This is a genomic window from Pedobacter soli, assembly GCF_900101435.1.
In the GTDB taxonomy this organism is placed as follows: domain Bacteria; phylum Bacteroidota; class Bacteroidia; order Sphingobacteriales; family Sphingobacteriaceae; genus Pedobacter; species Pedobacter soli.
This window is the reverse complement of sequence record NZ_FMZH01000001.1, coordinates 565,759-588,985: the sequence shown is the minus strand read 5'-3', so window position 1 is coordinate 588,985 and position 23,227 is coordinate 565,759. Positions and strand designations below refer to the sequence as shown.

Annotated in this window: 16 protein-coding genes; 10 read left to right on the top strand and 6 right to left on the bottom strand. The window is 41.7% G+C overall.

The genetic code is table 11. The features are described 5' to 3' along the window. The first annotated feature begins 7 nt into the window (after positions 1–7). On the top strand, positions 8–1,399 hold the full coding sequence (locus BLR37_RS02350) for a RagB/SusD family nutrient uptake outer membrane protein (RefSeq protein ID WP_090764061.1): 1,392 nt from the start codon (positions 8–10) through the stop codon (positions 1,397–1,399). Positions 1,400–1,569: 170 nt separating this feature from the next. Then, positions 1,570–3,060: a redoxin domain-containing protein gene (locus BLR37_RS02345; RefSeq protein ID WP_090764059.1), complete on the top strand. Its 1,491-nt coding sequence runs from the start codon at positions 1,570–1,572 to the stop codon at positions 3,058–3,060. Between the two features lie 448 nt (positions 3,061–3,508). On the opposite strand, the gene BLR37_RS02340 is transcribed toward BLR37_RS02345, so the two are convergent. Further along, positions 3,509–4,492: an aldo/keto reductase gene (locus BLR37_RS02340; RefSeq protein ID WP_090764057.1), complete on the bottom strand. Its 984-nt coding sequence runs from the start codon at positions 4,490–4,492 to the stop codon at positions 3,509–3,511. Between the two features lie 467 nt (positions 4,493–4,959). Here BLR37_RS02340 and BLR37_RS02335 point away from each other — a divergent pair, with 467 nt between their 5' ends. The 6 genes from BLR37_RS02335 to BLR37_RS02310 all read left to right on the top strand — a co-directional run bounded on the left by BLR37_RS02335 (position 4,960) and on the right by BLR37_RS02310 (position 14,932). Further along, on the top strand, positions 4,960–5,517 hold the full coding sequence (locus BLR37_RS02335; RefSeq protein ID WP_090764054.1) for an RNA polymerase sigma-70 factor: 558 nt from the start codon (positions 4,960–4,962) through the stop codon (positions 5,515–5,517). A 259-nt stretch (positions 5,518–5,776) separates the two neighbouring features. Next, a complete protein-coding gene (locus tag BLR37_RS02330) occupies positions 5,777–6,721 on the top strand; it encodes a FecR family protein (RefSeq protein ID WP_090764051.1) in 945 nt (314 codons plus the stop codon). Positions 6,722–6,860: 139 nt separating this feature from the next. Continuing rightward, positions 6,861–10,163 (top strand): SusC/RagA family TonB-linked outer membrane protein, encoded by a 3,303-nt coding sequence (locus BLR37_RS02325; RefSeq protein ID WP_244154575.1) that lies wholly within the window; start codon positions 6,861–6,863, stop codon positions 10,161–10,163. Positions 10,164–10,175: 12 nt separating this feature from the next. Beyond that, the gene (locus BLR37_RS02320) at positions 10,176–11,699 is read left to right on the top strand and encodes a RagB/SusD family nutrient uptake outer membrane protein (protein WP_090764048.1); all 1,524 of its coding nucleotides are present in this window, start codon (positions 10,176–10,178) and stop codon (positions 11,697–11,699) included. Beyond that, positions 11,693–13,549 (top strand): alkaline phosphatase, encoded by a 1,857-nt coding sequence (locus BLR37_RS02315; protein ID WP_244154574.1) that lies wholly within the window; start codon positions 11,693–11,695, stop codon positions 13,547–13,549. Before BLR37_RS02320 ends, BLR37_RS02315 begins: the two co-directional genes overlap by 7 nt. 480 nt (positions 13,550–14,029) lie before the next feature. Beyond that, complete coding sequence (locus tag BLR37_RS02310; protein ID WP_090764045.1) at positions 14,030–14,932, top strand: metallophosphoesterase family protein; 903 nt, start codon at positions 14,030–14,032, stop codon at positions 14,930–14,932. 93 nt (positions 14,933–15,025) lie between these two features. Here the strand turns inward: BLR37_RS02310 and BLR37_RS02305 are convergent, their stop codons facing one another. After that, positions 15,026–15,496 carry a hypothetical protein gene (locus tag BLR37_RS02305; protein WP_090764042.1) on the bottom strand — a complete coding sequence of 157 codons (471 nt, stop codon included), beginning with the start codon at positions 15,494–15,496 and terminating at the stop codon, positions 15,026–15,028. A 182-nt stretch (positions 15,497–15,678) separates the two neighbouring features. Between BLR37_RS02305 and BLR37_RS02300 the strand changes: the two genes are divergently transcribed. Both BLR37_RS02300 and BLR37_RS02295 read left to right on the top strand, forming a co-directional pair. Continuing rightward, positions 15,679–17,691 carry an ATP-binding protein gene (locus BLR37_RS02300; protein ID WP_167356536.1) on the top strand — a complete coding sequence of 671 codons (2,013 nt, stop codon included), beginning with the start codon at positions 15,679–15,681 and terminating at the stop codon, positions 17,689–17,691. Beyond that, on the top strand, positions 17,684–18,325 hold the full coding sequence (locus tag BLR37_RS02295) for a response regulator (protein WP_090764036.1): 642 nt from the start codon (positions 17,684–17,686) through the stop codon (positions 18,323–18,325). The genes BLR37_RS02300 and BLR37_RS02295 overlap by 8 nt, the downstream gene beginning before the upstream one ends. A 355-nt stretch (positions 18,326–18,680) precedes the next feature. Here BLR37_RS02295 and BLR37_RS02290 read toward each other — a convergent pair whose 3' ends face one another. The 4 genes from BLR37_RS02290 to BLR37_RS02280 all read right to left on the bottom strand — a co-directional run bounded on the left by BLR37_RS02290 (position 18,681) and on the right by BLR37_RS02280 (position 23,226). Then, complete coding sequence (locus BLR37_RS02290; protein ID WP_090764855.1) at positions 18,681–20,006, bottom strand: amidohydrolase; 1,326 nt, start codon at positions 20,004–20,006, stop codon at positions 18,681–18,683. Positions 20,007–20,278: 272 nt separating this feature from the next. Further along, positions 20,279–21,124, bottom strand: coding sequence for a helix-turn-helix domain-containing protein (locus BLR37_RS02285; RefSeq protein ID WP_090764031.1), 846 nt, complete (start codon positions 21,122–21,124; stop codon positions 20,279–20,281). Between the two features lie 284 nt (positions 21,125–21,408). Further along, positions 21,409–21,558, bottom strand: a complete 150-nt coding sequence (locus BLR37_RS25210; protein WP_167356535.1) for a hypothetical protein — start codon at positions 21,556–21,558, stop codon at positions 21,409–21,411. Between the two features lie 69 nt (positions 21,559–21,627). Further along, the gene (locus BLR37_RS02280; protein ID WP_090764028.1) at positions 21,628–23,226 is read right to left on the bottom strand and encodes a SusD/RagB family nutrient-binding outer membrane lipoprotein; all 1,599 of its coding nucleotides are present in this window, start codon (positions 23,224–23,226) and stop codon (positions 21,628–21,630) included. Position 23,227: the final 1 nt, after the last annotated feature.

The following is a 23,227-nucleotide window of genomic DNA, read 5'->3' as shown; positions in this document are numbered from 1 at the left end:
GGAAATCATGAAAATTAACTCTATATTTTTCAAAAAAATAATGGCATTGGGCTTGGTTTTAATGGCAATGTCGTCGTGCAAAAAGTTTGTTGAAGCCGATCTGGCCAATAACCTTATCGCCAAAGAAGATGCTTTTAATACAGATAATTCGGCTACCAGTGCTACTTTATCGCTATACTCTTATTATTCAACACTTGATCATTTACGTTTTAGTACCCGATTGGGTGGTTTACTGGCCGATGAGCTGCAGAATACGGAATCAAATGCCGATTTAATACAGTTCTCGCAAAATGTAGTGGTACCAACCAATACTGTCGCTACAAATAATGTATGGGGCTATGCTTATCAAACCATCCGCTATTGCAATCTGATTTTGGATGGTATTGGTCGTTCTACCGGAATGACTACCCCCGTAAAAAACCAGTTAAGTGGTGAAGCTAAATTTTTCAGGGCACTAATGTATTTTAACCTTGTAAATTTTTATGGTGGTGTGCCCATTACTTCTGAAGTAACCGAACTGGATAATGCTTTTAAACCAAGGGCAACAGTTGCAGAGGTTTATGCACAAGTGTTTAGCGATTTAAAAGATGCACAAAACCTGTTGCCTGCTACTTATGTGGGTAGTAGTGCAGCATTAAAGGTTAGGGTAAACAAATGGGCGGCAACCGCATTGCTGGCTAAGGTTTACCTGTACAACAAAGAGTATGCAAATGCCGAAGCCGAAGCCACCAAAGTAATCGGCTCGGGCACTTATAGCATGGCCACTTTATCTAATGCTTTTATCAATACCAGCAGCGAAACCATTTTGCAATTGTCAACTTTATTTGGTGCATCGGCTTTTAGCACGTACCGAACAACCAGTTCTGCTGCTAACGTAGCACCGCCGGCTTATGTGTTATATAACAACTTTACCAAAGATTTCGAACTAAACGATAACCGTAAAACTTCGTGGGTTGATTCGACCACTTTTAATGCCGTTAAATACTACCGGATTAATAAGTACAAGGTACAAACTGCTACAGCAGCTACCTTGGGTAACGAATATACCGTGTTATTGCGCTTAGGCGAACAGTATCTGATCAGGGCAGAAGCCAGGGCACAGCAATCGAATATCGGTGGTGCGCAGGATGATATCAACGTGATTCGCACCCGGGCAGGTTTGGGAAATACTACGGCTGCCACGCAAAGCGCCTTGTTAACGGCTATTGCCAAAGAACGCAAACTCGAACTTTTTGGTGAGTATGCCAACCGCTGGTTCGATTTAAAACGTACGGGAACTGCTGATGCCGTCTTAGGTGTCTTAAAACCAACCTGGAAAACCACTGCGCAATTACTGCCGATTGGTGCTGATCAGATTTTGCTGAATAATAAACTGACTCAAAATCCTGGGTATAATTAATAAAGATGGACGTCATTGCGAGAAGGAACGACGAAGCAATCTTTACTGCTAGCGATCCTTGCTATAAAGATTGCTTCGTCGGCCGAAAAGGCCTTCTCGCAATGACGTGTTCTAATTGCGAGAAGAAAATCTCTAGCTTTTTTTAAAAAAAAATTAAAATATAAAACCTCATGAAATTATTAAAAACCGCCTGCTCGGTACTGTTATCGGTAGTTGCCATAAATGCGGCACAGGCACAAAACACTAAACCAGCCGATACCCTGGTTAAATACCTGGATAAACTGGTAGCTTCAAAAGATTCGGCCGATAAAACTTTGTTAAGAACCAAATTAGCCGATTTATCGGCTGCTAAGACCGAAAAGGAAGTTATAACAGCAGCCAATTATTATTATCGCATAGGCGATGTTAAAAAATCGGAAGCCATTTATAGCGACATCGCTACGCGTTTTCCTTTGGGTACACAGGCCAGAAATGCTGCTTCGAAAGATTTTTACCAGCTTAAAACTGCCGCCGAAGCCGAAGCTGCTTACAAAGCCTGGATTAAGAAGTTTCCACCAACCATGTATGAGAATACCAAGGTAGACGATCGCCTGGCTTACGATTATCAAAGGGCCATGATTGCCGGTAAATTTGCCGCCGAAAAAAATGTAGCGAAAGCCAATGAATATGCCAATATGCTTGAAGTTGATTTCTGGAAAGGCAATGCTTATTCGGGTATTACCAATGCCTTTTACAAAAACGGCGATTTAGCCAATGCCGAAATTTATGCCAAAAAAGGTATGGATAATGCCTTTTCGTATACGGATGGAAAAAAAGGCAATGAGAATTGGGCCAAATTTTCAGCCTCAGGTTACCCTGGCTTAACCAGTACCTATGCCAATATTTTATTCGAAAGGAAAAAATATGCCGAGGCATTGAAGTACTCGGAACTTGCCTATAAAAAATCGACTAGCTTAAGTCCCGGCTTAAACTACCGCTATGCGCAAATTTTAATGGGACTTAACAGAAACCAGGAAGCTTACGATAAACTGGAAGAAGTGGTTAAAGCAGGTAAAGCATCACCGGAAATGGCTGCCGATTTCAAAAAACTTTATGTAAAAGTAAAAGGTAGTGAAAGTGGTTTCGATGCGTATGCCGCTGCCATCAGAAAGGCATATTTGGAAAACCTGGGCAAACAGTTAACCAAAGATATGGTGAATGAACAAGCTCCGGCTTTTACTTTAACTGACTTAAATGGCAAACAGGTTTCACTGGCCGATTATAAAGGTAAAATTGTAATCCTCGATTTCTGGGCAACCTGGTGCGGTCCGTGCAAGGCCTCTTTCCCGGCAATGCAAATGGCGGTAAACAAATTCAAGGACGATGATAATGTGAAATTCCTTTTCATCCATACCTGGGAAAAAGTAGCCGATCCGGTTAAAGATGCTGCCGATTACATTAAAGGCATGAAATACTCGTTCGAAGTATTGATGGATGTTAAAGATGCCGAAACCAAGGTAAACAAAGTAGTAAGCAGTTATAAGGTAAATGGTATCCCAGCCAAATTTGTAATTGATGCTAATGGCAACATCAGGTTTAAGCTAACCGGTTTTGATGGCAGCAATGAGGCCGCTGTTGATGAGCTAAGCATGATGATTGATAAGGCCAAAGCCAAATCATAAAAAAAAGAGCCAAATCTTTAAGTACAATGCCCCCAAAAAGTTAAACACTTTATGGGGGCATTTTTATACCTAGTAAAATTCAATGAAAGTTCCCCACCATAGGTGGCAGAGAATCATTGTTACTTTGAAAGCTTCCCACCATGGGTGGCAGAGAATCATTGTTACTTTGAAAGCTCCCCACCATGGGTGGCAATAAATCATAGTTACTTTGAAAGCTTCCCACCGTAGGTGGCAACAAATCAAAGTAAAATAAGGCTGTTCTTTAATTATAAGCCCTTAACTTGTCATCCTGTAATGACAGCCCCTCCGGGATCGTCATTGCGAGGTACGAAGCAATCTTACTACTTTAGGTAGGTAAAAGCAGCAATTTCATTTCAACTAGCGTTCGTTGTAAGATTGCTTCGTCGTTCCTCCTCGCAATGACGATTGTTTTATATAGTAACCAGCATTAAAACTTATCCAGCTCCGTTGCAATAAATGCAAGCTCTTCAGTTGTAAGATCAAACTGCATGGCCTGTGCATTGGCTATAGCTTGTTCTGCATTCCTGGCACCTGCAAGTACGGTGGTAATGCCTTTTTGTAAGGTAGTCCAGCGCAATACCAGCTGTGCTAAAGTGGCATTTTTCGCTTCAGCAATGGGGCGGATACCGGCCAAAAAGCTTTCTATTTTTTTAAGGTCGAACTGACTGAAATACCCGTTTCTATGATCATCGGCTTTTAACTGATTATTTTCGAAATACTTGCCTGATAAAAGACCGCGTTCCATTGGGCTATAAGCCAGCAAACCGATTTTATTTTCGATAGCATAGGGCACCAATTCCTGCTCAATGTAGCGGTGTAACATACTATAATAAACCTGGTTCGAAGCCGGAGTAAATGTTTTGCTGGCATCTTTCATTAACTCAACAGCCGCATTTGATAAACCTGCTGCGCGGATTTTTCCGGCTTTAATCAGCGCCTCCGTGGCTTCCATGGTTTCGTCAATTGGGGTAGTGGCATCAGGCCAATGTTGTTGTAAAAGATCAATGTAATCGGTATTCAGGCGTTTAAGCGATTCTTCTACTTCCTTAATGATATTGGCTTTAGAAGAGAATTTATAGATGGGAATGGTTTTGCCATCTTCCTGCATATCAAAAAAATGCTCGCCTTTCCCGTTGTTGCTGCCATCCCAAACCAGTCCGAATTTGGTTAAAACCTGCACTTTGCTGCGATCTTTTCCTTTCAGGGCTTCACCAATGAGTTCTTCGCTAAGGCCATAACCATAAAAAGGGGCGGTATCTAAAGTGGTAATACCCTGATCAATTGCAGCATGAATGGCTTCAATAGAGTCTTTTTTCTCGTTACCACCCCACATGGTGCCGCCTATTGCAAATGCACCGTAGGCGATAGCTGATAGGGCTAAATCTGTATTTCCTAATTTTCTATATTCCATTTTGATGTTGTTTTGAATTTGATGAGGCAAAATTTGGAATAATGGTGCTATCATCAAAATAGGATGAGTTATAGGTTGGTATCATTATTTTAATAATGTTGTCCATAAATACAAGGAAAGAGGATCGTCATGCTGAACTTGTTTCAGCATCTCATTTGATAAAGGCGTATTATTTAGTATGCCAGGGGAGTAAGAGACCCTGAAACAAGTTCAAGGTGACGGCATAGGCGTTTTAATTAAAGTCGATTGTCCTGCTGAATATCCGCCGGGCGGAAGTTCAGGGTGACGACCTGTTACGAAGCACATCTTTTGCGATCTATTTAGCACTAACCGTCATTGCCAGCTTGACTGGCAATCTTAATGGGTGTCTGCACGAACCACTATAACTAACCAAACCGCAGTGTTTAAGATTTATTAATATTAACTGAATATAGGGCTGGTAGTTTTGCCGGGTAAAACCTGCACCCTTGAGTAATACACTGTTCTTATCGCTGAAAGAAGATAACCGCCAGGCCATGGAGCAGATTTACCATGCCCATTGGGAATCGGTTTTCGATGCTGCATTTAAAAGGATTGGCGACGAAGATATCGCACAGGATATTGTTCAGGAGATCTTTATCACCCTTTGGCAAAACCGTAAAACTATCGAAATACAGGGCGAACTGGGTGCTTATCTGCATGGCGCAGTAAAATACCGCATAATTAACCATTTCAGGTCGGTAGCCATGCGCGATGGGCACCAGACAGAATTCGCCCTTTTAATGGAAGGGAAGCATACCGCTGCGGCCGATTCGGAACTCATCAGGCAAGATGCCGACAGGGAAGTGGAGCAGGCCTTGGCACAACTGCCCGACCGCATGCGACTGGTTATTGCTATGAGTCGCAAAGAAGATAAAACGATTAAAGAAATCGCCAGCGAGCTCGATGTATCCGTTCAAACTGTAAAAAACCAGATTACGGCAGCGATGAAAATTTTAAGAAAAAACCTTTCTTATATTTTGTTTCTAGTCTTTCTATTTGGTTAACTGTTTAAATCGATTAAACTGGTTAACTGCTCGATCCCAAAGCAGATCTTTTTACTCCATACGCTACAATTAACCAATTTAAATGGTTAACCGATTAAGCACCCCAGGCAATTAACCGATTAACCAGTTTCAACAGTTAACCATCTCAAGCGGTTAACCATCTTAAGCAATTAATTACCTCAGGTACTTAACCAAAACTTAACCTACTCATAACATCTTTGGTTAGTACCCTTTTGCATTTGGATTGACATCTAATCAAATGACAGAAGAACAGGCAAAGCAATTGCTGCAAAAATATTTAGACGGAAACGCTGATCCGGTAGAGGCCAGACAGGTAGAAGAATGGTACAACCTTTTGCAAAAGGAAGAACTCCGTTTACCTGTTGACCGTAAAGCCGCCATTGGCGAAGAAATGCTGCTTAACCTCAGGGCAGCGATGAACAGCGAAACCAAAACCCGTAAATTATTTATGCGGACAATGTGGTGGCGTGTAGCGGCATTACTGGCAGTAGTAATTTCTATTGGTTTTGGGATCTGGAAATTAAACAATACAGCTCCGGTTCAGGCATTGGTAGTAATGACCACCAAAGCCGGTGAGCAAAAAACAATCTTATTGAGCGATGGCTCTGAAATTACGTTGGGTCCTTCGGCACGGGTGGTTTATCCCAAACAATTTGCCAGCAATAGCCGTAAAATTTCGCTGATAGAGGGTGAAGCCTTTTTCTCGGTAGCACACGAAGAGAACCGGCCATTTACTGTACAGGTTAAATCTGGTCTCGATGTTAAGGTATTGGGTACTTCATTCAGGGTGAGTGCCTATGCCAATCATCCCAAGGTTAAAATTACGGTGGCAACGGGTAAGGTGGCTATTAGTAAACAACAGCAATTGCTTGGCACACTGGTTAAGGGGCAGCAACTCGAATACAATAAAAGCAACGGCAGTACGGCGATTCACGAAGCCAAACATGAAGAATATGTCAAAATCAGCTTTGATGGAGAAACACTGGCTGAGGTTGCACGCAAAATCGGTTATATCTACGGTATTAAAGTAGTGTTGGCCGATAAAACTATTGAAAAGTTGAAATGTCGCGCCAGCTTTACGAGCAAACAACGGCCCGAAGAAATTCTCGATATCCTGTGCAGCCTGCACCACATCCGGTTCAGTGCCGCTAAAAACCATAAAACATTTAAAATATATCCATAATGAATACATAAAACCAACAGCATGCTGGTTTGCAACTATGTTCAGGCCAGAAATAATTTAAAACACATTTTAAACAATACAATCAATCAAACAAATGGAAACAACCTCAGCCAAGAGGACATCACCCCTTATTCGGATCATGAAATATTCATGCTTAACATTTTCAATCATCTGCATCTTCTGCAGTTCACTGCTGGCATCGGCGGGCATGGCCCAACGCCTCGAAAAAAGTAGTGTAACCCTAAAAATTAGTAAAGGCCGCAGGCTTAACGAAATTGTAAAAGAAATAGAAGCCGCATCGGGTTTAAGTTTCGTGTACAATCCTGATCTGCTTCAGGAAAGAAATACTTTAGTTAGCGGCGAATTTAAAATGGAACCTGTACGTTCACTTTTAGATAAGTTAGGCCTGAGTGTAGTAGAAAAGGGCGATTACGTTATCCTCAATAATATTACTTTTAATAAACCAGATCGCATTATTACCGGTGTGGTAAAAGATTCGACCGGGCTTACACTTCCGGGTGTTTCGGTAAAAGTTGTAGGTACACAAAGCGGTACCATTACCGATGCCAATGGTGCTTTCAGGATCGAAGCCAGTGCGCAAACCGTGCTTTCTTTCTCTATGATCGGTTACCGCACTAAGGAAGTAACCGTAGGCGAGAATCCGGTAATTAATGTTACGTTAATCGAAGAACGATCGAACCTTGGTGAGGTAGTGGTAATAGGTTACGGTACGCAAAAGAAAGAAACTTTAACCGGTGCCGTGAGTGTGGTTTCGTTAGATAAATTATCATCACGTTCGGTAAACAGTGTTGGCGATGTGCTTGCAGGTAAATCGCCGGGCGTAATTGTAACCAACGAAGGGGGCGATCCAACGTCTACGCCGCGTATTAATATCCGTGGATCTGGCGGACTTAACGGGGAGAGTGTATTGTATGTAATTGACGGATCGATCTTTTTAGGTACCCCACAACTTAACCCGAATGATATCGAGTCGATTTCAGTGTTAAAGGATGCGGCAGCTGCCATTTATGGTGCACGTGCATCGGGCGGTGTGGTTTTAATCACCACTAAAAAAGGAAAGAGCGGTAAAATGCAGATCAGCTTTGATGCCAAATTAGGTCAGCAAAGTGCCTGGAGAAAATTAGAGCCTTTAAATGCCCAGCAACGTGCACAGGTAGCTGCAACAGCAGCTAAAAATGGTGGTACCACTATATTACCAGCTTTTGATGCGAGTAAATACCCTGACGGACAGGTTACGCGTACCAACTGGATGGATGAGGTGTTTAGAGATGGCTTGTTGCAGGATTATAACGCAGCCATAAACGGTGGAAATGAAAAATCGAACTTTTACCTGAGTTTCAATTACCGCAACGCAGAAGGTATTGTGTTAAATACCAAAACCCAGCGTTACAACTTCAGGATTAATTCTGAGCATGAGCTTGCACCCTGGTTAAAAGTGGGCGAGAACTTATCATACAGCAGTACCAATGGTAATGGTGCCAATACCAGCAGCGATTATACCGGTGCGCTTTTATCAGCCATTTATTATCCAACCAATGGTACGCCTTATAATGCCGATGGTAGTTTTGCAGGTTTACCAGGCGGTCAGTATGCGGGCGATTACGGCGATATCATTAACCCTGTTGCCGAATTACAGCGTATTGATGTAAATAACCCGGTTAATGTATTGGTGGTTAATCCTTACGTTACCCTTAAACTGGCCAAAGGTTTAACTTTCCGGTCAAACCTGAGCATTACCAAAAGAGATGCCAGCTATAAGAGTTTTACGCCTAAAAGACCTGAAGTAGGTAAACCGGTTTTGAGCAATAGCCTGCAGCAAAGCAGCGATCAATCGACCGATTTTCTTACCGAGCAAGTTTTGAGTTATAAAGAAACTTTCGGTAAGCACAGCTTAGATGCTACCGGTGGATATACTTTCCAAAAAACAAAAAATAGCGGATTGAGTACTTCGGGGGCAGGTTTTGATGATGAATCGCCACAGTATCGCTACCTGGCTAACGCAACCGTTATCCAGCCTTCATCAAGTTATTATAATGCCAATGCAGTGTCTTCATTGTTTTTAAGGGCCAACTATAACTATGACGAAAAATACCTTTTATCGTTAATCGGTCGCCGTGATGGGGTATCCTTATTATCAAAAGATAACAGGACCCGCAATTATGTTTCAGCTTCGGCAGGATGGTTAATCACTAAAGAAGATTTTCTTAAAAATACAAGTTGGTTAAACGAATTGAAATTAAGAGGTAGCTATGGTATATTAGGTAACCTGGGTAGTCTTCCGCAATCGGCTGTTAATCCTTTACTGGCGGCAACTCAAAGTTATTTCGGGCAAACGCCAACCTTACAAACAGGTTATGTATCTACCATATTGGCCAATCCTGGCTTAACATGGGCAGAAAGTAAACAAACTAACTTCGGGTTGGATGTTACCGTACTAAACAGGTTAAGTTTAGTAGCCGATTATTTTATTAAAGATATTGATAAGATGATTTTAACCCGTACACTTCCGGGTACAGCAGGTTTAGGTACGCAAACCATTAATGCTGGTAAAGTTAGAGATAAAGGGATTGAATTAGGCTTAACTTATAACAGCGATAAAAATGCAGCTTTTACCTATTCGGTTAATGCAACACTTACTAAAATAAACAACAAAGTAATTAACCTGGGTGATGGATTGCAGAATATTGCAGTAGGTACCAATTTCCGTAACGAGCTTGCACCACTTTCAATCAATGTTGGTCAACCGCTTTACAGCTATTATGTATTAAAAACCGAAGGGATTTTCCAGTCGCAGGCCGAAGCTGATAACTATAAAAACGCCAGCGGACAAAAAATACAGCCCAATGCAAAAGCTGGTGATTTCAAATTTGCCGATTTAGATGGCAATGGCTCAATTGATAGCAAAGACCGTTATTTCGCAGGTAGTGCTTACCCTGATTTTTCTTATGGATTAAGCTTTAACGCCAGCTATAAAAACTTCGACTTTAACATTTTTGCACAAGGTGTTCAGGGCAATAAGCTTTTCAACGCCGTAAAAAGAACTACTTACAGTGCCAGCGGACCATCTTACAATAAACTGGTTGGTATTTTAGATGCATGGTCGCCGGAAAACCCGGGTGGCAAAGTGCCAATTATCTCAACTAGCGATAGCAATGGTAACTTTAATGCCTCTGATTTTTACATCGAAGATGGCTCTTACCTGCGTATCCGTAACGTAACCCTGGGTTATAGCTTGCCAAAACAATTAACCAGTAAACTGAGAACAGGTGCTATCAGGGTATATGCAACTGCCAATAACTTGTTTACCATTACCAACTATTCAGGTTTCGACCCTGAAATCGGGATGGACAACAATGGTTTAGATGTAGGCCGTTACCCGCAAGCCAGAAGCTTTATCCTTGGTTTAAGTGTTAATCTTTAATCTCACACAAAAATGAAAACGAATATAAAATACCTGGCAGTAGTTGCCGCAACCCTTTTTGCCTCGTGCACCAAACAGCTCGATATCGTACCTGAGGGTTCGCCGTCGGCACAAAACTTCTGGAAAACCAAAGAAGATGCCATTAAAGCAGAAGCCGGCATGTTCGAAAAATACAATGAAGAAGATTATTATGGCCGTGGTATGTTCTGGTTTATCAATGCCAGCGACGATATGGTAACCGGCCGTAATAAGCCTGAGGCCGATAATATTAAAAACTTTAACCGGAGTTACATAGGCGGTGGCTACACTGAAACGCAGTGGAGCATGCGTTACGCCATTATTAAAAGGGCTAACGACATCATTACCAATGTGCCTGGCATTAACATGGATGAAACGCTTAAAAAACAAATTATTGGCGATGCTTATTTTAACGCTGGTTTGGTTTATTTCCAGCTGGCAGCAAACTACGGTAACGATAAAGCCGGTGTACCGATTGTAACACCTGATGCTGATCCGGCTGTTGCTGTACCGCGTGCCAAAAATGTAAATGAAAATTACGATTACATTATCGGGCTCCTGTTAAAAGCTGCCGATAACCTGCCGTATTTTAAAGATATGAAAGCAACCGATTACGGTAAGGCGCATAAAACTGCTGCATGGGCTTATCTGTCAAAGGTATATTTGTATAAAAAAGATTATGCCAATGCTGCAAAATATGCCGATATGGTTATTACATCTGGTCAGCATGATTTAATTATGACCGGCTTTGCCGATGTATTTAAAGCCTCAAATAACTGGTCTAAAGAATACATCTGGTCGGTAGTTTGTACACCAAGTGGTGGTGGTACCGGTTGGGGTAGTAAATTGCCTGGTGTAATGTTAACCAATAAAGCCTGGGGTATTTACAATGGCTGGGGGTATTACCTGCCTACCAAAGAGCTTTACGATTCGTACGAAGCAGGCGATCAGCGTCGTGAGGCTACCATTCTAAAGCCGGGCGATAAGTTTATGTTTTTTGGCAGCGAACGTAGCTTTACCAAAGATGCAGGGGCAACATCAAACTACCAGTTTAAAAAATACATGGAGCCTTTCTCTTATGCCAATCCAATCCCTACGCACGTTAACCCGAATGGTGATAACGGAACAACCGATTTAAACGTACCTTTAATGCGTTATGCAGAGGTACTGTTAATTAAAGCCGAGGCCGCAATTAATTTAAGCGGTGCAGGTGCTGGTGATACCGAACTGAATAAAATCAGGGTAAGGGCAGGACTTGCTACCAAATCGGGTATGACGATTGATGATTTGAAACGCGAAAGGCGCAATGAGTTGGCCGGAGAATGGGCAGACCGTCACCGTGATCTGGTACGTTGGGGCGATGCACAGGCTACTTACGCCAAACCTTTGCACGATTTTGATGGAACTGTAATCTGGCCAGCCAGAAGTTTCAATCCACAGGTGCACGATGTATGGGCAGTTCCGCAAAGGGAGATTGATAACAGTGCGGGAACGATTAAACAAAACGCAGGATGGTAAAAAGACTTAGTTTAGTGTGCCTGCTGGGCATCGTTGGTTTAAGCTTTCAGCCGCTTTATGCGCAGCAAAAACTAACCGCTAACCAGGCACACAGCCACAACGATTATAAACAGCAAATCCCATTGTTAACCGCTTATTATGCGGGTATGGGCTCTATTGAGGCCGATATATTTTATCGTGATGGCGAATTATTTGTTGCACACGAGCGCTCGGAAATTAAACCCGGGCGCACCTTGCAGAAATTGTATCTCGATCCGCTGGCGGCATTGTACAAAGAAAATGGTAATCACCCTTATCCCGATGCAAAAAAACGGCTTCAGCTCGTAATCGACATTAAAGAAGACCACGAGCATGCCCTTAGTAAACTGATCGAAATGGTAAAAGCTTACGGTAGCCTGTTCGATTGGCAACAAAACCCCGATGCCATTAAACTGGTAATTAGTGGTGATGTGCCTGCTGCCGATCATTTTAACGATTATGCTGAAATCATTTCTTTTGATGGCCGGCCGGATAAAACGTATAATGCTGCTCAACTGGCGCGCATAGCCATGATTAGCCAAGATCTGGCGCATTATACCGTTTGGAATGGTAAAGGCACGCCAACACCACCAGATTTGCAAAAACTCACAGCTGTAGTGGCTAAGGTGCATCAAATGGGTAAACCTTTCCGCTTCTGGAATACCAAAGATAGTCCGAATACCTGGAAAGAACTGGAACGTATAGGCGTTGATTGGATTGGAACTGATCATCCTGATGCTTTAAAATCTTTTTACCAGAACCGTCCTAAACTGGAATACACAAGTCCTAAGGCTTATGTCCCTTATCAGCCTAACTATAAAAGTGATGGCGCTCCCAAAAAGGCCAAAAATGTAATCCTTTTAATTGGCGATGGTATGGGGCTGGCTCAGATTCAGGCAGGACTTAGTGCTAACTTTGGCCTATCCAATTTGGTTAACCTGAAACACATTGGTTTTTCACGTACCGAAGCCGCGAATTCTGATTTTACCGATTCTGCTGCGGGCGCTACGGCTATGGCCACCGGCCATAAAACCAATAACCGTTACATCAGTTTAGATGCCCAGGGGCGTAAACTAACCCGTATTCCGGATACTTTGGCCCGGTTTGGGATAAAAAGCGGTATTATTAGCAGCGGCGACATTACCGATGCCACGCCTGCTGCTTTTTACGCACAGCAAATAGAAAGAACCATGAGCAAGGAGATTGCTGCCGATTTGCAAAACAGCCATGTAGATATTTTGGTAGGATCTAACCGCAAAAGCTTTACTGCCAATACCGATGCCGGGTTAATGGATAAGCTGGCGCAAAAAGGATACAGCTACCGTTCTACACTGGATGAATTTGCAACTGCTAAAACCGGTAAACAACTGGTGCTTTTGGCCGATTCGGCTACCCGAAAAGTGTTGGATGGCAGAGGCAACATGCTGCAAACTTCACTGCAGAAAACGATTCAACTGCTTGCTGCTAACCCAAAAGGTTTCTTTATTATGGCTGAAGGGGCACAAATTGATCATGGCGGTCATGCCAACGATTTGCCGTTTGCCGTAACCGAACAACAGGATTTTGACCGTTTAGTAGGCGAGGCGCTTAAATTTGCCGACCAGGATGGTGAAACACTGGTTATTGTTACTGCCGATCATGAAACCGGTGGATTGTCGTTGCTCGATGCTTCCTACCAAAAAGGAATGGTGAGGGGTAATTTCAGTACAGACGATCATACCAATATTATGGTGCCTGTATTTGCTTATGGGCCGGGAGCTAAAGCTTTTATGGGCGTATATCCAAACAATACCATTTTTGATAAGATTATTAAGGCTTATCAATTAAAATAGCATTATCATTTATTTAGAAAAGCGTTGCAAGTAAAGCTGCAACGCTTTTTTGCGTTAAAGGCGCAATACGAATTACGCACGCGTTTGGAAAAGCCCGCGAGCTATTAGTTCATACACTATAGTACGATCGTCACCCTGATCCGATAGCTATCGGATTTATTTCAGGGTCTCTGGTACCAATAGAAATTACACAAAGTATTGTTTTTCAGTGCTTTCTGAGTCTCTGTGGCTATTTTCTTATAGGTTGCCACGCCTGCCCAGCCGTTCAGGCGAGGATTCACTGAACTCACGGAAGGGTTTTTTATACTTCTTTGTGCTTTTGTGTCTTGGTGGTTCTATATAGTTTTTTACCACAAAGGCACAAAGCACACAAAATAATGTTTTTCTGAGTCTCTGTGGCTATTTTAGCCTAAACCGATCTCGAATTAACATTCAATACACATTCGAAACTTAAATTTGCCGCATTCAAAAACAACATACATGCAAAGAAGAACAGCATTAAGAAATATAGGAGGACTTTTACTACTACCATCAATAAGTACTGCAGTAACAGTAGCGGAGCAGAAACCAGTTTTACGTGTAGCACATATAACCGATATTCATTTAAAGAACGATTTTGGTGCGCCACAAAAGTTCAGCAAATGCCTGCACCACCTCCAGCAACATTCGCCAAAAGTAAACCTGGTTTTAAATGGGGGAGATATGGTATTCGACATGAATAAAGAGAATATCAGTACAATAAACGACCAGTGGAAATTGTTTATGGATACCGTGAAAAACGAATCGAATATCCAAACCCAATACTGCCTGGGTAACCATGATATCTGGTGGAATGAAAACAGCAAAAGCGATGCCTTTTACGGTAAAAAATACGCAATGGATAAGCTTCAACTAGCCAAACCTTACTATAGCTTTTTAAAAGCAGGTTGGAAGTTTATTGTGTTAGATAGCACCCATCTGGATATCGACAATACCTGGTACATTGGCAAACTGGGCGAGGAGCAGTTTAACTGGTTGAGTGAAGAGTTAAAGGCCACGCCGAAAGAAACTCCTGTGTTGGTCATGTCGCATATCCCCATACTTACGGCTTTACTCATGATAGAAGATGATATTGTAAATAAGTGGACCATGCTTGGCGGAGATATGCATACCGATACCGCCAAAATCATTAATCTTTTTTATCAGCATCCCAATGTAAAACTTTGCTTAAGTGGTCACCTGCACATGCGCGATAAAGTAGTTTATAATGGAGTTACCTATTTGTGTAATGGTGCCGTATCGGGTGCCTGGTGGAAAGGAAATAGAAGGGAAACTGCACCGGGTTATGGCCTGATTGATCTTTTTGCCGATGGAACTTTTGAAGAAAGTTATGTGAATTATTAGCTGGGAATTTTGAGCAGTCGAAGAATTACAACTAACAACACAAAAAAACCGGTTCATTTTTAATGAACCGGCTCATATGAAAGCGCTTAAATATTAAAGCTGGTATGATTTGGTGTAAACAGGGCTTCTGTCTTTTACAATTCTTTCTGTGCCCTGGTCAATTACTTTACCATCTACTTCGATTTTATAATCAACTGTAAAAGGAGTTGCACCGAATTCGAAACCACCAAACTGAACACTGCCCGCAAATAAATTACTGGCCGATTCTAATACAATGGTTTTACCGCCGTTAAAATCATCGGTACCTACGGTAATTACGGTACCTTTTTTGGTTACTCCGTTTACCAGCCAGTCAATTGATGAACCATCTGAGCGACCAGCGGCAACATCTACATCAAAATAATCGCCTTCTGCTTTTTTAAAATCGCTTGATAGGGTAATGGTAATTTTTGCCTTTTTCCCGCCATTTGCTGCCGGATCATCACTTTTCTTTTTACACGAGAAGAGTACAGTTACAGCTATCATGGCCAATGCAAACTGTGTTATTTTTCTCTGGATTTTCATGGGTTTTTGTTTTTAATTGTTAATCAAATGGTAATGTTTACAGTAATTATACTTATCGATACAAAGTAAGGCAATAGGCAAAAACACATCAATCGACATAAAACAGTATTTTTTTCTACTGGTATTCCTGTATTTTTTAATGAAATTTTAGTTTGCCATTTAAAGGCTGCAATTTTATGCGCATGAGAAGAATAAGCTGGCTGATTGCTTTTCTGTTTTTCAGCCTCCACCTAGCTGCGCAATTACCGGCACAGGATAAAAAATACCTCGATAGCCTGAACCGGCTGGCAGTTAACACTAAATCTGATAGTGTGCGGGCCGAACTTTATTTTACGCTTTCTGATTATTGGGTAGATCGCGATTCGGCTAAAACAATTGGTTACTTAAACAAAGGGATTAAATACGGGCAGCCTTATCGTTACTTAAGGGGACGTTATTATTACCTGCTGGCAGATTATTATGCAGCAAAATACCCTGCAAAAGCCGAAAGCAATTATTTAAAGGCTGATCAGGAGTTCGCGGGCTTCACTACTAAACGTGCTTATAAGCAGCGTGCCATGCTGTGGCATAACTACGCCTTATTACAGCAGCATAAAGACGATTTAAAAGCTACGCTTGAAATACTGGTTAAACGGGTGCTTCCGCTCTCTGAGAAAGGAGGAGATAATATACAGCTCGGTACCGAATATATCTCTATCTCTACCATTTTTATGAACCTGGATCAGTTTGATAAGGCGGTAAAGTATTCGGAAGCGGGCATCAAATATTTTCAGCACACACCTCCAGGTCAGTTTTATTTACTGGTAAATGCTTACCTCACCACTGCCGAAAGTTATTACCACCTGGATAATGTTGCACAAACAAAAAGGTACCTCGATCTGGCCAAAGCGGTGCTCAATAAATCGGCCGGTGTGGTTTCGCATTCCAACATGGAAATTTTCTGGCTTAAATATCACGAAGTTTTGAGCTGGCACCTCATTGCCATCAAACAATACGATGCTGCGCTGATTAATATTGAAAAGGGTACCGAACTGGCTACTAAAATCGAAGATCAATATACTGTGCAAGCGCTGGCTTTTAACCGCTACGATGTGTTATTTGCCCAACATAAATATGCGGAGGCAGAGCGCTTGTTGCTGCACCTGGCCGGACAAAAGGAAATCCATGCACTGGCTGATAACCGGCTGATTACGTTCAATAAGCTATCTGATTTTTATCAGGCAACCGGTAACATGAATGAGGCTTATAACTGGCTCAAAAAAAGTAAAGGGTTAAGCGACAGTATAAATGAAAGTAAGCTGAAAAGCGATATCAATACGCTCGAAATTAAATACCACGCAGCCGAAAACCAGAAAAAAATTGCCGGTTTAAGTGCCGAAAAGAAACAAAACCTGCTCACCTTAAAAAACCAGCGTTTAGCCAACTGGTTGCTTACGGCGACTATTGTTTTGTTACTGGTGCTTACAGGTTTTATTTTCTTTTATTACCGGAGTTATAAAAAACTGGCCCTGCAACGCGAAATAAACCTGAAACAGCAGGCTACCGAGCTGGCACAAAAACAACAGATAGAAGTTACCCGGGCCATGCTCGATGCCGAAGAAAATGAGCGCAATCGGGTAGCCCGCGATTTGCACGATGGATTAGGCGGAATGCTGGCAGGTGTAAAAATTAATTTATTAAGCTGGGCAAAGTATAATAAAAATATGGAAACACAGGATTTTGAATTACAACGCATTATCAGCCAGTTAGATGGGTCGGTAAATGAGCTGAGAAACATTGCGCGTAACATGATGCCGCAAACACTGCTAAATTATGGTTTGGAAGCTGCCTTGAAAGAGCTCTGTGAAAGTGTAATGGATCGCGATCTGGAAGTTGATTTTCAAGCCATTAATATCAGTAAAGAGATTGGCCTGTCGCAACAAATTAGCATATACCGGATTGTGCAGGAAATCCTGGCCAATATCTTAAAACATGCCGGAGCAACCGAAATTTTATTGCAATGCAGCGAAAACCAACATCGTTTTTACATCACAGCCGAAGATAATGGCAAAGGTTTTGATGTGAAAAGCAGTAACCTCAAAAATGGCCTCGGATTGGCCAATATCAGAAAGCGTGTAGAGTATTTTAATGGGCGCTTCGATATTGCATCGACCATAAACGAGGGCACTACCATTAATATAGAGCTTGATGTTTGATACTGTAAGAAAGACCAGAATTATAATTATAGATGACCACCCATTAGTATCAGCCGGATTGGAGAGCCTGTTGGCAAGGGAAGAAGATTTTGAGGTAATTGGCACTTTTGCTTCTGGCCTGGCAGGATTGGCCTTTTTAACGCAAAACCAGGCCGATATTGTTATTCTGGATATTTCGCTGCCCGATGTAAATGGGGTAGACCTTTGTTTAAAAATAAAGTCGCTTTTACCACAATGTGATGTGCTGGCTTTAAGTAACCATACGGAAAGGATGCTGATGATGCAAATGTTGCAAAACGGAGCCTCTGGTTATCTGCTTAAAAATGCACCAATTGATGAGATTATTAACGGCATTAAAGATTGTTTAAATGGCGAAATGGCTTTTAGCAAAGAAGTAAAAGCCATTATGCTGAAGCCATCTGTTAACGAACTGGGCGCAAGACCAAAAATCACCAAACGCGAAAAACAGATTTTAAAACTAATTGAAGAAGGTAAAACCACAGTGGCGATGGCCGATTTACTTTTTGTAAGCCCCTTAACCATCGAAACTCACCGCAGAAACCTGATGCAGAAGTTCGGTGTAAAAAATGTACTCGAGCTGATCAAAATCTCCCGCGAACAATTATTACTTTAACCCATTCAAGCCACTATACCTGTACCTCAGTCGTCATTGCTAGCTGGCTTTTTTGCCAGCGTGGCAATCTATTTCTACGCACCCATTTGGTTATTGCAATTTGATTATTGGTAATTTTATACAAACTGATAACTACCAACTGCCAACTGTTAACTAGTTTAACCGGTTAATTGTTTAAACTGGTTAACTGATGCGCAACGCCCAATTCTAAATTTAGTTTAATCATTGATTATTGGTCATTGGTTCATTGGTCATTGGTCATTAGTTCATTGGTCATTAGTTCATTGGTTCAATTGATCATAGGCTATTGAGTATTGGTCATTGGTAATTGATTATTAGTACTTGGTCATTACCGCTAAAACACCACTTTCCCTCCCTGAATCAGAGATTTAACCGGCGAAACCCGCGAAACCGCTTCAGCAGAGCAACTGGCATCTACCAATACCACATTGGCTTTATCGCCTGCTTTTGGCCATTGCCTGTCGCCTTTATCGCTTAATGGCAAAATATTACCTGTAGCCAGTTTTAAAATACGCGAAAGATCAAATTCAGTGCGGTAACCATAAACCTGCGCTGCAACATTTGCTTTTTGTAAAATACTGCCCGTACCAAAAGTGCTCCAATGGTCTACAATACAATCATTCCCTGCCACAACATCTACACCATATTTATAAAGCGTTGGGATCGGCATCGGAGTGCCCGTCATTGGAATGGTAGAGGCAATTCCCATCTTAGCTGCGCCTATTTTTTCGGCAATTTCTTCTGTTTTGGCTTTATCCAGGTAACGTAAAGCAAAAGCATGACTTACGAAGGTTTTACCTTTCAATACAGGGTTTTCCATTACCTTGGCAATCAGGTATTCGATGGTTTTAATACCCGGATCGCCCGATTCGTGCAGGTGGATATCAATTCCTTTGCCATGATCGAGTGCGAGTTGAATCACAAAATCCATGTGTTTTTCTATGCCGCCATCAATACTGGTAGGATCAAGACCGCCAATAAAATCGATATCCATTTTAGCTGCCTCTTTCATCAGCTCGGTCGATTGCGTATAGTAAAGCCCATGTTGCGGAAAAGCAACCAACTCTGCCTCAAACGAATCTTTTTTATGTTCAAGAGCCGTTTGGAGGTGCTTTAAAGAGTCGAGTTTTGAAGTAGGCTCAATATTTACATGCGAACGTGCATAACCTGTTCCGTATGATTGCAGGAGTTCGATCAGCTTTTCGGTACGCGTAACAGAGGTTTTTAACAAATCCGGGATGATTTGCTGCTCAAAGGCAATCATATCTTTTACACTCTTGTTCTTTTTCAGATGGGCCTGCCACGGTAAACCATAATAAGTTTTATCTAGGTGGATGTGCATATCCTTAAAAGCAGGCAGCATTAACCAACCTTTGGCATCTATAGCTTTTGCATTGGGCTGGTTTGGCGCAATATTTTTTATCTTACCGTCTTCAATCTCAACAGTAAACAGCTCAGTTTTGGTATGAATCACATCTTCGCCATCATATTCAAAACCAGTTTCGAGCCTTACATTTTTTAAAGTATAGTTTTTACCAGCAGGTTTGCTAAGCGAATTTTCAGTAGCATCGGCCTCTCCGGCAGCAAGCAAGCAGCTACTGGCCAATAAAATAGAAGAGCTTTTAATAAAGTTTTTTCGGGTGATGGATTGTGGAATCATAGTGGTTAAAATCTGAAATACAAACATAACACACCGCTGATTTTTATTAGCGTAATATTTATCTTAAAAATTGTACCATTTATTAAAAGTGTATGCTTTTGAAGATTGTTTGTTGTGTATTTGGTGAGGTTGTAAGGTGTAATTCATGATTGGTTCATTAGCCATTCGTTCATTGGTCACACCCATAGTCTAAATTTTACATATTCACAAAACCGGCTGAAAATTGTTTATTGGTTGTTGGTAATTGATAAGGTGTGATTGGGTTTACCTTTCTATTGTTCCCTAAACTGCTTCGGCGTACTCCTGGTATACTTTTTAAAGAATTTAGAAAAATAAGCTAAATCGTAAAAGCCTAGCTCAAAAGCTATAGCCTTGATGGGTTTTTCGGTAGTGAGTAATATCCGTTTGGTTTCGAGAATTAGCCTTTCATGGATTAATGCAGTAGCCGAAACATGAAAATGCTTTTGGCACAGAATATTGAGGTAGTTAGCAGAAATGTTCAGCTGATCGGCGTAATAAGAAACAAGTTTTTCGCTTTTATAATGCTTATCTATCAACCCCAGGTATTTGAACAGCACCGGTTTGCTTTGGTAAACGGTTTGTTTGTTAAAAATGGTTTCTGCCTCGCGACTAATCATTAAAGCAATAAGCCTGAGCCGGGTGATAAGCATTTCTGCTAAGCTGTTTGTGGCCTCCAGTTCGGTTTTTACTTGTTTAGTTTCGTATAAAATTTGCTCAAATGTTGCCTTGCTGAGTTTAATTACCGGATAATTTTGGTACAGCATTAACGAAAACCGTAGCGAGCTGGCCAGCGTTTCAAACATTTGCCGGTTAATCATAATCTGATGGGCAACCGTATCGGGCCCCAAATCCCATTTGTGTATCTGCTCCGGAAAAAGCAGGTGTAACTGGTATTGCTCAACCGGGTGATCTACAAAATCGATGCTATGGTTTCCGGTCCCTTGCTCAAAAAGCATAAACAGAAAAAAATCATGTTTATGGGGCTTTTCGATATGTCTTTCACCTTCAATATAATGGTACAGCAAATCACTCCCCAGGTTTTGGTCAGGCGAAAATTCGTTGATATCGAGGATTGGAAAATGCGGTACAGCAGGCATGGGCGAAAGGTACGGAAAAAGTCCGAAGTCAGATGTCCGGAGTCGGAAGTCTGGGCATTTAATAGCATTTTGGCTACTCAGGTGCTCTTAGGTGTCTGAGGTGGTTAAAAAAGTCAGAAGCCAGGAGTTGGAAGTCTGGATGCTTAATATGGATTTCGCTACTCAGATGCCCTTATATCTCTTATGTGGTTAAACAATAACCCTGTCATCCTGAGCTTGTCGAAGGACTTTCGCAAAATACAGATAAAACTTAATTTCCCTAACATGGTTAAGCCAGGGAGCGTTTACCGCAACAAAAGCCCCGCAATTAGTAAAGCAGAAATTACCAGGATAAAAATAATCATCGGTTTAAACTCACTGTTTTCCTGCTTATCTTCGCTATCCTCCGCTATATTTTCCTGTTTCTGCTTCCTCCAATTTAACATGTAATCCATAGGTAATCTGTTAATACAATAAGTCTGACTACAGAACAACCTTATGGTTTAATATCTCAAATGTTAAATTTATTTATCCCACCATACCCGGGCGGTTAAAATGTCGCCTCCGTTTAAACGGCTCACGGCTTCTTTATAGTTGTTGGTGTTATTTAAAATCTCTGTCGAAAGGTAAATCATTCGCCGTGGAATGGTTGCATTGGTGGTATTGCCTGGATAATTTACTGGTGTAAGGACCGGATAACCACTTCGTTTCCAGTTTAACCACGATTCGATAAAGTTAAAATTGGTGCCGGTAGCCAGCCAATATTGAGTATTAATGGCATTCAAACTGTTTTGCATATTGCTTTCATCCAAAGGATTAAGCGAAACATAACTGTCAATTGTCCCCTGTGGTATTTTTCCCGTAGGATCTAACTGTGCCAGTGATTGGAGTGCTGCTGTAACGCCGTTTGCATAATGCGTTGTGGCCGAGGTAGGTATGTTCCAGCCCCTTACTTTGGCTTCGGCCAGTAAAAGTTCTGTTTCGGCATAGGTCATGATAAAAATCGGACCACCCAGTTTAAGGTACAATGCTGTTTTAGGTCGCGAATACTTTCCCAATGGAGCAAAATCAGCTCCTGTACCCGTACCACCCGGGTAACCGATAGAGTTGCGCACATCTGTTGGCCCTTCCTGCAGGTCGAGGCCATTGGGCAGACCCAACTGAACCGCAGGATCGCTATTGCCCGATAATTTCTGATCGGCATTATTAGCTAGTCCGGGTTGGGGCACTTCGCCAATAACCCCTAAACGGGGATCATTGGTTTTACGGAGCTGATCGATCAGCGTTTTGCTCCAGCGCACTTCCCTGTAATCAGAAAAGGTTCTTAAAGCCAGCGAAGTTCCATTTTGACTGTTAAAAGACGACGCGTCGGTAACAATAATGGCATTATCACTAATATCGGCAAAAGTATTGCCAGCACATTTTTCGGCCCACATTTTAGCCTTTTCTGGGTTAACCTTGGTTAAACGCATGGCCATGCGTAGCAAAATAGAGTAACCCAGTTTTTTCCATTTCAGGATATCACCTTTATAAAAAAGATCGGCAGTAGGTTTAGGTTTCTGCGGATCGAGATTTTGAATGGCTTTTTCCAGATCGGTTAGCATGGCATCATAAATATCTTCCTGCTTATCGTAACGCGGATATTTAATGCCCTGCATGGCTTTCGCAGCATCAAAATAGGGTACATCGCCGTAAGTATCGGTTATGCGCTGCAAAATCAGGATGGCCATAATATCGCCAATGTTAATGAGGTTGCTATTGGTTTCCTGGTTTTTAAGGCTCGCTAAACGTTGCATTTCGCGTACTACGGAGAGTTGCAAATAACCTTCTTCGAAAATACGCCCCTGGTAATCGGTAAAATTGGCAACGTTAATGTATTTGTCTCCGTTGTTGTAGTAGAAATAGGTCGAAGCCAGCAGCTGCATCATGGTGCTTTGGTAAACTAGTTGATAATAGCCAATGTTGGCATATTTGAGTTGTGCAGTAGAAAGCAGTTCGTTCGGATCGTAATCTTTCTCCGGAATTTTGGTGGTATCGGTATTAATTTCATCAAGCTGTGCTTTCGAACATCCTGTAAAGCAGAAACAGATGATTAATGTGATATAAATCAGGTTATTTTTCATC

Bases quoted from the DNA above. Each gene is read 5' to 3' on its own strand.
- BLR37_RS02285 (WP_090764031.1), bottom strand. From the start codon at position 21,124: ATGCCTGCTGTACCGCATTTTCCAATCCTCGATATCAACGAATTTTCG.
- BLR37_RS02350 (WP_090764061.1), top strand. From the start codon at position 8: ATGAAAATTAACTCTATATTTTTCAAAAAAATAATGGCATTGGGCTTG.
- BLR37_RS02305 (WP_090764042.1), bottom strand. From the start codon at position 15,496: ATGAAAATCCAGAGAAAAATAACACAGTTTGCATTGGCCATGATAGCT.
- BLR37_RS02290 (WP_090764855.1), bottom strand. From the start codon at position 20,006: ATGATTCCACAATCCATCACCCGAAAAAACTTTATTAAAAGCTCTTCT.
- BLR37_RS02320 (WP_090764048.1), top strand. From the start codon at position 10,176: ATGAAAACGAATATAAAATACCTGGCAGTAGTTGCCGCAACCCTTTTT.
- BLR37_RS02300 (WP_167356536.1), top strand. From the start codon at position 15,679: ATGAGAAGAATAAGCTGGCTGATTGCTTTTCTGTTTTTCAGCCTCCAC.
- BLR37_RS02280 (WP_090764028.1), bottom strand. From the start codon at position 23,226: ATGAAAAATAACCTGATTTATATCACATTAATCATCTGTTTCTGCTTT.
- BLR37_RS02340 (WP_090764057.1), bottom strand. From the start codon at position 4,492: ATGGAATATAGAAAATTAGGAAATACAGATTTAGCCCTATCAGCTATC.
- BLR37_RS02295 (WP_090764036.1), top strand. From the start codon at position 17,684: ATGTTTGATACTGTAAGAAAGACCAGAATTATAATTATAGATGACCAC.
- BLR37_RS02345 (WP_090764059.1), top strand. From the start codon at position 1,570: ATGAAATTATTAAAAACCGCCTGCTCGGTACTGTTATCGGTAGTTGCC.
- BLR37_RS02310 (WP_090764045.1), top strand. From the start codon at position 14,030: ATGCAAAGAAGAACAGCATTAAGAAATATAGGAGGACTTTTACTACTA.
- BLR37_RS02325 (WP_244154575.1), top strand. From the start codon at position 6,861: ATGAAATATTCATGCTTAACATTTTCAATCATCTGCATCTTCTGCAGT.
- BLR37_RS25210 (WP_167356535.1), bottom strand. From the start codon at position 21,558: ATGGATTACATGTTAAATTGGAGGAAGCAGAAACAGGAAAATATAGCG.
- BLR37_RS02330 (WP_090764051.1), top strand. From the start codon at position 5,777: ATGACAGAAGAACAGGCAAAGCAATTGCTGCAAAAATATTTAGACGGA.
- BLR37_RS02315 (WP_244154574.1), top strand. From the start codon at position 11,693: ATGGTAAAAAGACTTAGTTTAGTGTGCCTGCTGGGCATCGTTGGTTTA.